Annotated in this window: 13 protein-coding genes and 1 pseudogene; 3 read left to right on the forward strand and 11 right to left on the reverse strand. The window is 70.1% G+C overall.

Going from position 1 to position 12,498, the window contains the following annotated elements:
- Positions 1–267 (forward strand): annotated as a pseudogene (locus AC1DW3_RS28855) (acetyl-CoA C-acyltransferase); the annotation flags it as partial.
- On the opposite strand, the gene AC1DW3_RS28860 reads toward AC1DW3_RS28855, so the two are convergent.
- From AC1DW3_RS28860 to AC1DW3_RS28870, 3 genes are all read right to left on the reverse strand, one after another.
- Positions 264–596, reverse strand: a complete 333-nt coding sequence (locus AC1DW3_RS28860; protein WP_477937396.1) for a hypothetical protein — start codon at positions 594–596, stop codon at positions 264–266. The pseudogene AC1DW3_RS28855 and the gene AC1DW3_RS28860 sit on opposite strands and share 4 nt — an antisense overlap.
- A gap of 39 nt (positions 597–635) precedes the next feature.
- Positions 636–815 carry a hypothetical protein gene (locus tag AC1DW3_RS28865; protein ID WP_477937398.1) on the reverse strand — a complete coding sequence of 60 codons (180 nt, stop codon included), beginning with the start codon at positions 813–815 and terminating at the stop codon, positions 636–638.
- An 80-nt stretch (positions 816–895) separates the two neighbouring features.
- Positions 896–2,938: a S9 family peptidase gene (locus AC1DW3_RS28870; protein WP_477937400.1), complete on the reverse strand. Its 2,043-nt coding sequence runs from the start codon at positions 2,936–2,938 to the stop codon at positions 896–898.
- Between the two features lie 64 nt (positions 2,939–3,002).
- Between AC1DW3_RS28870 and AC1DW3_RS28875 the strand changes: the two genes are divergently transcribed.
- Positions 3,003–3,248, forward strand: coding sequence for a hypothetical protein (locus AC1DW3_RS28875; RefSeq protein ID WP_477937402.1), 246 nt, complete (start codon positions 3,003–3,005; stop codon positions 3,246–3,248).
- Between the two features lie 6 nt (positions 3,249–3,254).
- Here AC1DW3_RS28875 and AC1DW3_RS28880 read toward each other — a convergent pair whose 3' ends face one another.
- Positions 3,255–4,412 carry a YbfB/YjiJ family MFS transporter gene (locus tag AC1DW3_RS28880; protein ID WP_477937404.1) on the reverse strand — a complete coding sequence of 386 codons (1,158 nt, stop codon included), beginning with the start codon at positions 4,410–4,412 and terminating at the stop codon, positions 3,255–3,257.
- Positions 4,413–4,602: 190 nt separating this feature from the next.
- Here AC1DW3_RS28880 and AC1DW3_RS28885 point away from each other — a divergent pair, with 190 nt between their 5' ends.
- Positions 4,603–5,424: a M90 family metallopeptidase gene (locus AC1DW3_RS28885; protein WP_477937406.1), complete on the forward strand. Its 822-nt coding sequence runs from the start codon at positions 4,603–4,605 to the stop codon at positions 5,422–5,424.
- A 237-nt stretch (positions 5,425–5,661) separates the two neighbouring features.
- On the opposite strand, the gene AC1DW3_RS28890 is transcribed toward AC1DW3_RS28885, so the two are convergent.
- From AC1DW3_RS28890 to AC1DW3_RS28920, 7 genes are all read right to left on the reverse strand, one after another.
- Complete coding sequence (locus AC1DW3_RS28890; protein ID WP_477937408.1) at positions 5,662–6,216, reverse strand: protein phosphatase CheZ; 555 nt, start codon at positions 6,214–6,216, stop codon at positions 5,662–5,664.
- Positions 6,217–6,345: 129 nt separating this feature from the next.
- On the reverse strand, positions 6,346–7,146 hold the full coding sequence (locus AC1DW3_RS28895) for a DUF2520 domain-containing protein (RefSeq protein WP_477937410.1): 801 nt from the start codon (positions 7,144–7,146) through the stop codon (positions 6,346–6,348).
- Positions 7,147–7,322: 176 nt separating this feature from the next.
- Entirely contained in the window at positions 7,323–8,087 is a 765-nt protein-coding gene (locus AC1DW3_RS28900; protein WP_477937412.1) for a class I SAM-dependent methyltransferase, read from the reverse strand.
- A 58-nt stretch (positions 8,088–8,145) separates the two neighbouring features.
- Positions 8,146–9,285 carry an MFS transporter gene (locus AC1DW3_RS28905; RefSeq protein WP_477937414.1) on the reverse strand — a complete coding sequence of 380 codons (1,140 nt, stop codon included), beginning with the start codon at positions 9,283–9,285 and terminating at the stop codon, positions 8,146–8,148.
- 46 nt (positions 9,286–9,331) lie between these two features.
- Positions 9,332–9,931: a TVP38/TMEM64 family protein gene (locus tag AC1DW3_RS28910; RefSeq protein WP_477937416.1), complete on the reverse strand. Its 600-nt coding sequence runs from the start codon at positions 9,929–9,931 to the stop codon at positions 9,332–9,334.
- The gene (locus tag AC1DW3_RS28915) at positions 9,928–11,949 is read right to left on the reverse strand and encodes an alkaline phosphatase (protein WP_477937418.1); all 2,022 of its coding nucleotides are present in this window, start codon (positions 11,947–11,949) and stop codon (positions 9,928–9,930) included. Before AC1DW3_RS28915 ends, AC1DW3_RS28910 begins: the two co-directional genes overlap by 4 nt.
- 8 nt (positions 11,950–11,957) lie before the next feature.
- A complete protein-coding gene (locus AC1DW3_RS28920) occupies positions 11,958–12,422 on the reverse strand; it encodes a hypothetical protein (RefSeq protein ID WP_477937419.1) in 465 nt (154 codons plus the stop codon).
- Positions 12,423–12,498 lie beyond the last annotated feature (76 nt).

Raw genomic sequence — 12,498 nt, forward strand, 5'->3', positions numbered from 1 at the left:
ATGCAGGCTTCCGACATCGACCTGTGGGAAATCAACGAGGCCTTCGCCGCCGTGCCAATGAAGACGGCGCGCGACCTCGGCCTGGACCTCGATCGCGTCAACGTGAACGGCGGCGCGATTGCGCTGGGCCACCCGCTGGGTGCCACCGGCGCGATGCTGCTGGGCACGCTGCTCGACGAGCTGGAACGGCGCAACCTCCAGACCGGCGCCGTGACGCTGTGCGTCGGCGGCGGCATGGGCATCGCGACGGTCATTGAGCGGGTCTAGAGCCTGATCCAGCCACCGGCACGCAGATGCCAGCGGCCGCCACGGTTGTCCCAGCGGTGGGGCTCGTAGCGATAGCCGGCGCGGGGACGCTCGTAATAGCCGGGCACCCAGTTGTGACGGCCACCGTTCCAGCCCCAGTAACCGCCGATCCAGACCGCGCCCGGATAGGGCATGACGGGCACGACTTCGGCATAGGGTGCCGGCGGTGGTGCGTCAACGACGATGGTCGAGCCGCCGTCGTAATAGCCGGCCCGGTGGGCAGGCACGACCACGCAGGCCGAGAGCAGCGCGGACGAGGCCAGAGCGAATGCCAGTGTCAGTCTTTTCATGACGATCTCCAGGCCGCCTCGTGAGGCGGCCCACGTCGGTTACCGGCCGGGCTGGATGTAGACGCTGCCGCGGTAGTAGCCGCCGTCGCGTTGATGGCCGCCGTCGCGGTAGTAGCCGTCCCCCCGGTGGTAGCCGCCGCCGTGGCGGTGCGGCACGATGATGCAGCCCGACAGCAGGGCGGTAGAAATCAGCGCAATGGCCAGGGCCAGTCGTTTCATGGGGTACTCCAAGCCGCAAAAACGCGGCCGTGCCCCTCTAACCGCCGCGGCGGCCCGGCGGATGACGGCGTCACACAGAGTTACTCCGTGGCGGACTGTGTCCGGGGCTTCAGGTAGCGGTCCATCCAGGCGATGAAGCGTGTCTCCCAGTCGCGCTGGTAGCTCGGCAGCGACAGGCCGTGGAACTGGCCCGGGTAGATGACGAGACGCGTCGGCACGCCCAGCATCTTGAGGGCCTGATACATCTGCTCGCTGCCGGCGATGGGCACGTTGAAATCCTTCTCGCCGCCGAGGAACAGCGTCGGCGTCTTGATGCGGTCGGCCTTGAAGAAGGGGTAGGACACCTTCAGCCAACGCTCGCGCTGCAGCCACGGCAGGCCCATCTCGCGCTCGTACTGCACGGCGTACTGGTCCGTGCCGAACATGCTGAGCTGGTTGCCGCTGCCGGCACCGCTGACGGCGGCCTTGAAGCGCGTGTCGCTGGCGATCAGGTAGTCGGTCAGCAGGCCGCCATAGCTCCAGCCGCCGACGCCCAGCCGGGCCGGGTCGGCAATGCCCTGCTTCACGGCCCAGTCCACCGCGGCATGCAGGTCCTGCACCTCCAGCCGGCCCCAGTCGGCATGGATGGCACGCTGGAAGGCCTGGCCACGCCCGCTGCTGCCGCGGTAGTTGACGAGCAGCACCGCGTAGCCGGCGGCCACCAGGCGCTCACGCAGTGCGCTGCGGGTCGACAGCTCCTGGGCGTCCTGGCCATTCGGGCCGCCGTGGATCAGCAGCACCGTCGGCAGCGGCAGCTTCGCGCCAGCGGGCAGCGCCAGCAGGCCGTGAACCTCGGCGCCGTCGGCGCTCTTCGCGCTGAACTCACGCACCGTCGACAGTACGAGGCCGGCACGCCAGGCCTCATGGTGAGTGGTCAGCGCGCGCGGCGGCTGCGGACCCGCCTCCAGCATTTGCAGTTCGGCCGGCTGGCTCCAGCCGGCGGCAAGAAAAGCGATGCGCCCATCGCTCGCGATGCTGGCCGCGCTCGCCGTGCCGGAGCCGGTCATGCGCCGCACCTGGCCATCGGCGACGGCGATGCGCGCCAGGTGGCTGTGCCGGTCGTCGTCGATGACACCCACCACCGCCGATCCGTCCTTCACCCAGGCCAGTTGCGCCTGCCAGCCACGATCCAGCCCCGCGCCCAGCACCTGCAGCGAGCCGCTGTCGACGTCGTAGAGGCCGACGCGCCATTGCTGATAGGCGCTCCACTTCACGTCGTCACCCGTCGGCAGCGCAATGAAGCGCCCATCGGGCCTCCAGGCCGGACGCGCGTCGGTGTCCGTCGTCAGCGTCGCCAGCGCCCGCGCCGTGGCGCCGGCTTCGGCGGCCATGACGAAGAGGCCGGTCGCCTCGGTGCGGTCGCCCTCGCTCGAGCGCTTGCTGAGGAAGGCGAGCTGGCGGCCATCCGGGCTCCAGGCCGGGGCGGCCTCGTCGAAGGCGCCGCTCGTCAGCACCTCGATCCTGCGGCTGGCCAGGTCCAGCAATTGCAGATGCTTGCGGCGACCCTCGAGATAGCCCTCGCGGTCCTGCTTGAAGTGAAAGGCGTCGATGACGATGGGCAGCGGCGTCTTGCGCTGCCAGCCGGCCAGCTTCTCCGGATCGGGTGCCTCGTCCTGCACGACGACGACGGCGCGATTGCCGTCCGGCGCGAGGGCGTAGTCGTCGACGCCGCCCTTGATGTCGCTCAGCTTCTCCGCCTCGCCGCCCGCCAGCGACAGCCGCCACAGCTGCGCGCCATTCTTCTTTTCGTCGTCGCTGCCACGCGTGGCCAGGAAGGCGATGGCCGCGCCGTCCGCGCCCAGCCAATGCGGCTTGCCGCCGATGTCGCCGCCAAAGGTCAGGCGCCGCGGCACACCGCCCGCCGCCGTCGGCGCGAGCCAGAGGTCGGTCTGGTATTTGTCCTTGGCCAGGTCGGCCACGCGCAGGCCATAGACCACCCAACGGCCATCGGGCGAGATCTCGGGTTCGACGAGGCGCTGCAGGCCGTTCGCGGCGGCCACGTCGAAGGGGCGTGCGGCCGGCTGGGCCAGCGCGGCAGCGCCCAGCAGCGTGGACAGGATCAGGGTTGTCAGCAGGTGTCGCATGTCATGGGGTTGGAAGGTCAGGCGCGCGGTATTCTGCGGCGCTTCGCACGAATCGACTTTTGCCATGAAACGAATGCTGCTGCCCCTGATTTCCCTGGCCCTGGCCGCCTGTGCCGCCGCCCCTGCCCAGAAGGACGTGACCGTGGCCGCGGTCGACAACGACACCGTCTGCGAGCGCGAGACCAAGACCGGCACCAACTTCTCGAAGCTGCGCTGCCGCACCGCCGAGCAGCGCAAGGCCGATCAGGAAGCGGTCACCCAGCAGGGCGAAGCACGCCGCAACATCACGGGCATCATGACGGGCAAGTAAGGCCGCTCAGCCCGCTTCCCGCCGCACCGCGGCGAGGCAGGCCATGCCGGCCGCCATCACGCCGGCCGTCAACCAGAGCGCCGCATTGAAGCTGCCACTGGCTTGCACCATATGCCCCGTCAGCGCAGGCGCGCTGATCTGGGCTGCGCCATAGCTCAGCGTCAGCCTCGCCATCGCCTTGCCCGGATTGGCCGGTGAACGCCGGCCGACCAGGGCCAGCGTCAGGCTGACGATGCCGATGAAGGTCGCGCCATAGAGCAGCGCGCCGGCCAGCGCCGCCACCAAGCCACCGGCCAGCATCGGCAGCAGCACGCCGACGATCTGCACGCCGAAAGCGATCAGCAGCGCGCCGACGTCGCCCGTGCGGCGCGCGATGCGGTCCCAGACGAAGACGGCTGGCGTCGCTGCCAGGCCCACCAGCAGCCAGGCCCAGGGGCCCTGCCCCGCCAGCAGCGGCTGCTTCTCGACGATGGCGACCGTGAAGGTCGCGTTGATGACGAAACCCCAGCCGGCGCAGAAATAGGCCGCCACCATCAGCGCCATCCAGCGCCGGCTCGGCGCGTCACCGGTGGTGGCTTTCACGGCCGGCGGCGGCACCGGCGGGCGCCAGGCCCAGGCCGGCAGCAGGAAGGCCAGGCCAAGCAGGGCGAAGCCCTGCCATTGCGCGGCCCAGCCCAGGTCCAGCGCCGTCATGCCCATGGCGCCCAGGGCCGACACGACGATGCCCAGCCCCAGGCCGATGAAATAGATGCCCAGTTCGGGCCGGCGGCCCGAGCGCATCAGCCAGCCCTGCACCAGCCCCGAACCCAGCAGCATGCCGGCCGCGCCGCACAGGCCGCCGACATAGCGCGACAGGGCCCAGACGCCGAAGCTGCTGCTCCACGCCATCAGCGCCGTGATCAGCAGCGCCAGCGGCAGCGCCCAGACATACAGGCGCTGGCGCCAGGCCGGGCTTTCGATCCAGGCCGCCAGCAGTGCGCCGCTCATATAGCCTGCGTAGTTGATGGACGCCAGCAGCCCGCCGTCGGCCACGCCCAGGCCCGCCTGGGCCTGCATCTGCGGCAGCAGTGGCGTGTAGGCGAAACGCGCCAGGCCGATGGTCAGCACCAGCGCGCTGATGCCGCCGAAGAGAACCTGCCAGGCGCGCAGCGGCCCTTGCGTCATGGCCGGCGCTGCCGGGGCTGCAGGCTGCCACCGTAGAAGACGTTGAAGGGGACTCTTCTGAGACGGGGCGGCATGGCGACTCCGTGGCCTTGAACCCGGGCCATGTTATGTCCCGCCTTCTCCCCGGGTTCCGGTGGCCGGGGTTTTTGCGGGGGCTTGCAATGCGCGCCGCCGGGCCCAGTTGCCGAGCATGCCGCTGTTCATCTGCTTCTGCCTCGTCCTGCTCGCCGCCGCCGGCATCGCGCTGTGGCCGCTGTGGGTGCGCCGCCGCCGCGAGCGCATCGCGAGCCGCCCTTTCCCGTCCGCCTGGCGGCGCCTGTTGCGCCGCCATGTGCCGCTGGTGTCGCGGCTGCCGGCGCGCCAGCAACTGCGCCTGAAGGGGCTGATGCAGGTCTTCCTGGCCGAGAAACCCATCCTCGGCTGCCGCGGCCTGCGCGTGACGGACGAGATCCGCGTCACCATCGCCGCCCTGGCCTGCCTGCCGCTGCTGGGCGCGGCGCGCGGCGTCTACCCCGAACTGCGCCAGGTGCTGGTCTACCCCGGCGCCTTTGTCGTCGACCGGCCGGTGACCGAGTCCGGCGGCGTGCTGTCGGACCAGCGCCGCGTGCTGGCCGGCGAGAGCTGGAGCCAGGGCCAGGTGCTGTTGGCCTGGGACGAAGTGAAGCGCGGCGCCGCCACGCCGGGTGACGGGCACAACGTCGTCATCCACGAGTTCGCCCACCAGCTCGACCAGGCTGGCGGCCCGGCCAACGGCGCGCCGGCATTGCCCTCGGCCGAGGCCTACCGGCGCTGGTCGACGGTCATGCAGAACGAGTTCGATGCGCTGCGCTGGCGCCTGGCGCGTGGTGAGCCGGGCCTGATCGACGCCTATGGCGCCACCGATCCGGCGGAGTTCTTCGCGGTGATCAGCGAGCTGTTCTTCGAGCGGCCGATCGAGCTGGCGGCAGGTCACCCGGCGCTGTACGGGGAGCTGAGCAGCTACTACCGGCTGGACCCGGCGAGCTGGGGTTGAGCAGCCCCTCGTCCAGCCGCACACCGCTGAACGCGGTGCGTCTGACCGGCCCCGAGGGGACGGTGATGCATGCGGCATCGAGCCGCATACACATCGCCCAAGCGGGCCGGCTCGGTGAACTGGAGTCGGACACAAGCAGTCCCTGCGGACTGCTTGTGCCTACGGAAGGCCATTGGCCTCTGGCCGATGGCAGGCCCAGCGCTCGGCCCGGAATACCCTGGTACCCGAAGCGAGGGCTTAGAAGCCGAGGGAAGCCAGCAGGTCGTCCACGTCGTCCTGCTTGAGCGCCTTGTCCGGCGTCTGCACGCCGCCGAGTTCGGCGGACGTGGCTGCAGCGACCGGTGCGGGCAGGGACTGCACGAGATCCTTGAGCGGCGGCTCGGCGCGCTCCAGCATCTTGCTGACCTTGTTGATGACCTGGCCGGAGAGATCCTGGAAGTCCTGCGACATCATGATCTCGGTGTGCAGCGACTTCTCGCGCGCGGCGAAGCTCGCGGCGTCGGACGCATAGGCAGCACACAGCTTCATCAGCGCGCGGGCGCGATCGGCGCTGATATTGCTGGACAGGGCCAGGCGGTTCAGCGCGTCGGACAGCTCGCGGCCCTTCTTGCGCACGGCCTCGGCATCGTCGGCCGCGGCTTCCACCAGGTTGAGCACCTTGGTGGCGGCCTGCTCCGTCATGCTGCGCACATAGGCGAGGCGCTCGCGCGCATCGGGCAGTTCCTCGACGACGTCGTGCAGGATCTGGGCGGCGTCGGCCCGGATCATGGCCTGAATGGACGCGTCGGACATGTGGAACTCCCTGGATGCGCCCAGCAACAGCGATGGGGCTGCGAGAAGTTTAGAAGCGCTGCCCTGGCACGCAAACGCCCGACCCATGGCCGAACGCGCTCTTTGTCACGCCGACTGCAAACGTATTCATCACTTCGCCAGCAAGGCCCGCAACGCCGTGACCTGTGCCACGTCCAGGCGACCCGCCTGCTCGGCCAACGCGAGCTGGCGCCGGCCAATGGCCCGCAGCAGGTCGGCATCCAGGCCGGCCACGGCCAGCGCGTCCAGATGGCGGGCGAGCACGCCGGCGTCACCGCGGGCGATCGGGCCCGATACCGCGCCGGGCAGGCCACGCGCCAGCGCGGTGTCCAGGGCGCCACGAGTCAGCGGCGCCAGCGCGGGCAAGGCGTCGGCCGGCGCCAGGCCCGCTGCGCTCCAAAGCGCTTGCGCTTCCGCCAGAACCGCCAGCACGCCGCTGGCGGCCAGGTTGGCGGCCGCGTGATAGGYCGCGCGCGCCTGGGCGCTCATGGGCGACGGCAGCGCAAGCGGCACCAGGCCCAGCGCGTGAGCAAGCGCTTCCAGCGCGGGGCCGTGTATCGCGTCGGCCTCGATGCCGACATGCGTCCCCGCCAGCCCGGCATCGCCGGCCAGCAGCTTCAGCGGATGGAAGCCCGCCGCGGCCAGGRCCGGGCTCAGGGCGGACAGCGGCGTCGCGCCGCTGCAATGCAGGGCCAACTGGCCCGGCCGCCAGGGCAGGCCGGCCGCCGTCGCGGCAATCTGATCGTCGGGGACGGTCAGCCAGACCCAGTCTCCGGCCCTGGCCGCCTCCACCTGTCCCAACTCGCCACCGACCGGCCGGCGCCGACCGACAACCACCTGCTGCCCGACCGCCTGCAACGCGGGCACCAGCGCCCGCGCCAGGCGCCCGTACCCGATCACAGCATGTCTCATGATTGGGCGCGGGCGAAGAAGGTGCGAATGGACCCCGCGCGGCCGAGCAGACCGATGCGGCGTCGCCAATCAAGGCGCAAAGCACAGCCGTAGCGCGGGCTACGGCGAGCATTTGCAACGCTGAGTGGCGGCGTTGCAGCGGGATGAGCGGGCGTGTGGGGTTCGTTCACACCTTCTCAGGGCTTCACGAACTTCAGCGTCATGCGGTCGCTCTCGCCGATGGCCTGGTATTTGGCGCGATCCTTGTCCTTGAGGGCATAGGTCGGCGGCAGCGTCCAGACGCCGTCCGGATGGTCGGCCGTGTCCTTGGGGTTGGCATTGACCTCACTCTTGCCCACCAGCTTGAAGCCGGCGGTCTCGGCGAACTTGATGACGGTGGCCTCCTGCACATAGCCGTTGCCGCCCTTGGGATCCTGGGCACGCGCGGCCGGCAGGCGGTGCTCTTCAACGCCCAAGGTGCCGCCGGACTTCAGCGCCTTGAAGGCCGCATCGAAGACGGCCTGGGCGGTGCCGCCGCTCATCCAGTTGTGCACATTGCGGAAGGTCAGCACGGCGTCGGCGCTGCCGGCGGGAGCGATGTCGAACTGGCCCTTGGCCGGATCGAAGCTGGAGATCTTGACCTTGCTGTAGACACCCATGGAGTCCATCTTGGCCTTGAAGCGCACGCTGCCACCGTCGGCGGCATAGAGCTGGCCGGACTCGCGCAGATAGGGCGCGAGGATTTCGGTGAACCAGCCGCCGCCCGGCGCGAGCTCGACGACGGTGTCGGTCGGCTTGATGCCGAAGAAGCTCAGCGTCTCGTAGGGGTGGCGGTAGACGTCGCGGGCGACATTGCCCACCAGACGGTTGTCGCCGGCGACGGCGGCCTTCAGCGGGTCGGTGCCCTGGGCTTGTGCAGCCGCAGCGGCCAGGGTGAGAGTGGCGATCAGCCAAGTCTTCATGGGGGAGGTCTCCTTGTGGAAGGGGCAGTATCCGGTGCGGGTCGGCCGCTGTCCAAGCTCAGCGACGGAATGCCAAAGACGCCAGACCAAGCAGGGCCAGCGCGGCGCCAAACAGGCCCAGGGCGTGCAGGCCCAGCCCCTTCAGCACCGCGCCGCCGACGGCCGAGCCCAGCGTGGCGCCCACGTAGATGGCCGACGCATTCAGCGCGAACAGCACCGGCAGCTGCGCCGGGTCCAGGGCCGCCAGCCGCGCCTGCTGCGGCACCATGAAGCTCCAGCCAAACACGCTCCAGACGAACATCAGCCCACCCACCACCGCCAGCGGCCAGGTCGGCAGCGTCAGCGCGGGCATCAACAGGCTCTGCGCGAGGCAGAGCAGCACCAGCGTGCGGCGCGAGCCGATGCGGTCGGTCAGTCGCCCACCCATGGCATTGCCGACGACGGCGCCCAGGCCGAAGAGCAGCAGCATGCCGGTCACCCCGTCGCGGCTCAGGCCATAGATGGTCTCGAGCAGCGGCGCGACGAAGGTGTAGCAGACATAGAGCCCCCCGGTGAAGAGGGCGGTGAAGGCGACGGCGACCATCAGCCGGCCGTTGCGCAGCACGGCGCCCAGGCTGGCCAGGCTCGCCACCGGGACCGCGATGCCGCCCGGCAAGGCGGTGACGATGGCGAGCAGACCGATGACGGTCAGCACGGCGACGACGACAAAGGCCGCCTGCCATCCCAGCGCGTAACCCAGCCAGGCGCCGGCCGGGATGCCCAGCACCTGCGCGAAGGTCAGCCCGCCGAAGACGATGGCCAGCGCTCGACCCTGCTGGCCCGGGCCGGCCAGGGCCACGCCGACCGAGGCCGCCACCGGCGTGACGAGGCCGCCGCCCAGGGCCATCAGGGCACGCGCCGCCAGCAGCAGCGCAAAGCTCGGCGCCAGCGCCGCCAACACGGCGCCCAGGGCGAACAGCGCCAGGCCGATGGACATCAGCCGCCTTCGGTCCACCCGGCCCGTGGCCGCGATCAACAGCGGCGACGCGATGGCATAGGTGGCGGCATAGACGCTCATCAGCGCCCCCGCCTGCGCACGGTCGACGCCGAAAGCCAGGGCCACCGGCGACAGCACGCCGACGACGACGAAGGCGCCCATGCCGATGGCGAAGTTGGCCAGGGCCAGCAGCCAGAGCTGGCGGGTCGCGGATGCGGTCATCACCCCATCATCGCCAGCGGCGTGAAGCCGCGTGCGCCAGGGGTCTTCAGTGCGTGGCCCAGCCCATCCAGACGGCCAGGCTGTCGAACAGCGCCGTCATGACGAGGATGGGCAAGGGCAGGCCCAGCAGGGTGCCGACGACATAGTCCCGCAGCTTCACGCCGGACAGGGCCAGGGTGTAGTTCAGCGCAGGCACCGTCTGGAAGACCGTGCGCAGCAGCACGACGCTGCGCACCGGGTGGGCGTCCAGCCGCGCGAAGAGGCGGCGCGCCAGGCGGTTGTCCAGCTCGCGCAGCGCATCGGCACCCAGGGCGCGCACGACGACGAAGGTCACCACGCAGGCAATGCAGGCGGCGACATAGGTCGTCAACGCCCCCCACACCGGCCCGAGGGCCAGCACCGCCGCGGCGAGGAAGAAGGCGCCGGGAATGTGCGCGAGATTGGCCAGCACGAACAGCGCCGTGAAGGCCGTGGCGCCCCAGAGCCAATGCTGGGTGAAGCCGTCGCGCACGGCCTGCAGGCTGATCTGCTGGCGCAGGCCAGTCACCTCGACCAGGCCCCACAGCCCGGCCACGAAAAGCAATACCGCCAGCCAGCGCCAACGCTGATGAGCGGGCGCGGGGGTGGCGGTCTCTGGGGGTTTCAACGCTTGGGCTTGGGCGGCTTCTTGGAGCCCGAAGTATCAGCGGGCGCAACGACACCCTTGACCGCTGCCTGGGCGAGCTTGAAGAAGACATCGGTGTTGTCGATGACGCCGGTGAAGGCCAGGGCGCCGGGGCCATAGGCCGACAGCGGCACGTCGGTGGCCGTGTGCACGGCCGACTCGCCCGGCACCTGACCGGTGACGAGGTAGTCGCCCAGCGCATCGTCACGCTCCTGGGCATTGGCCGGGTACCACTTCAGCGGGGCGTCACTTGCGAAGGGCTGCTGGGCGTCGCGCTGCGGCGTCTTCTTGCTGCGCCAGTCTTCATAGCGGTCGGCGTTGGCGCCATAGCCCACCAGCAGGCGGAAGTCGATGTCGGTCGTCTCGGGGTAGCCGTCGGCGGCGATCTTGTAGCGCGGGAAGCCGGCCTTCTCGTAGACGCCGACGACGCTGTTGCGCAAATTGGCCACGCCCTTCTTGGCGGCCAGGTCGGCGAGCTGCTTGTCCGTGACCATGGAACCGCCAATCAGCGCGGCGCCCGAGCATTCATGGTCGGCCGTCACGATGACGAGGGTGTCGCCCTGCTCGGCCGCGAAGTCCTGGGCCACGCGCACCGCGCGATCAAACTCCAGCGTGTCCAGCATCCAGCGCTCGGTGTCCATGTTGTGGGCCTGCTTGTCGATGGAGGCACCCTCGATCATCAGCACGAAGCCCTTGGGCGAGCGCTTCAGCACGCTGATGGCTTTGGCCGCCATCTCGTCCAGCATGGGCTGGTCGGGCAGGCCGAAGTCCTCGACGACGCTGGCGCCGCCCAGGCCGTTCCTGTCGCTGCCGCGGCGGCCGTTGATCTTGTCCAGGGCCACATTCATGTTGGAGAAGGCGAACAGGCCCAGCAGCGGCTTGGCGGCATCGGCCTTGTCGAGGTCGGTCTTGCTGGCGGCATAGCTGAAGCCGGCGCCCTCGAAAGCCTTGATGAGGTCACGCCCCTTGTCCAGGGAGCCGGCCGACGCACCCCAGCGCTTGACGATCTCCGCCGTGTGCGCGTCGGTCGCCGAGAAGGCGTAGTCGTTGCTGTCGGTGCGCGCCGAGCCCGGCGTGCCGGCCGGCAGAAACCACTTGCGGCCGCCGCCCATCAGCACGCTCAGGCCGGTGTGGCCGCGGTCGTCGAAGAACTGGTCGACGATGCCGGTGCCCGCGCCGCGGTTGCTGGTGTGCACGGCGTTGCCGGCGGGCGTGGCGTCGAAGACATCGGCCGTCGTGACGACGCCGAGCTGCTTGCCCTGGGTGCGGTGCAGGTACTCGCTGAGGTACTCGACGCGCGGGTTGTCGAAGGCGTCGACCGTATCGTCGGGGAAGACGCCCTCTTCGTTGTTGTTGTTCTTGTTGCCGCTGACATAGCTCGTCATGCCCGGCGACGAGTCCGTCACGATGGAATTCAGCGACGAGGTCTTGACCATGGCCGTCGCGGTGAACGTGTCCATCGCCAGCGGCTGCAGGGCCTTACCCTGGGCATAGCCATGCACGATGCGCGCGGCGGTGCGCTGCGAGGCGCCCATGCCGTCGCCGAGCAGGATGATGATGTTCCTGACCTTCGGCCCCATCGCCGCAGTGAATGGAACGACCTCGAAGTTGCCTCGTGCCGTGACCTTCTGGCCGTCGGCCTGCGTGGCCTCGACGCTGAACTCGTGCTTGCCGGCGGCGTCGCTGCTGACCGCGCGGACGGTGGCGATGGCGGTCTCGGCGGCCAGGCCCTTGACGCAGCCGCTGGCGCAGTCGCGCAGCGCGGCCGTGGCGTTCACCGGCTTGCCGTCGATGAAATAGCGCGCGGCCGTGATCTTCTGGCCGGCGTCGGGCTTGACGGTGGCTTGCAGGTCGAAGCGCTGGCCGGGCAGGAAGCGGGCGATGACGGGGTCGGCGCGACCGCTGGAGAAGAGTTCGCTGGGCGGTGTCAGTCGCGTGACAGCGGGCGCGGCCACGGCGGATCCGGCAGCGAGTGCGGCAAGAAGCAGGGTGTGTTTCATCGAAGGTCTCAGTGCGATGCAGGGGCGGCGGCCAGGGCCTCGGGCGCCAGATGCAGGCGGATCCAGCTGACGCGGCCGGTGGCATCCTCGGCCGGGCCGTAGTCGAGACGGCCGCTCAGCGCGATCGGCCCGGCCCGGTGCGCGACCAGGTGCGCACGCTGCGACTCGGGCAGCAGCACGGTGACGGTGGAAGGCGGCAGGTCATCGGCTTCGCCATCCGCATGCTCGGCCATGGCCACGGGGCGCGGCGTCAGCAGGAACTGGCCGGCCTGCGACTGCTCGCGTTGCACCATGAAGCCCACCAGCCGGACCTCGTGGCCGGCGGCGGCTTTCAGTTTGGCCGTGGGCTCGAGCCCGCGCGGGCCGATCGGTGAAGAGAAGAAATCAGAGAAGCTCAGCTCGACCGGCGCGGCCGGCGCCATCAGCGGCAGCAGGCCCAGCACACCAGCGAGCAGCAGAACGGGCAAACGCATGCAGGCCCCAGTCAAAGGGCTGCATGCTCGCGTTGCTGTGTGTCAAACCGATGACGAAGGCGTCGGCATTCGGGCC

This window comes from Roseateles sp. P2_H4 (assembly GCF_056403315.1).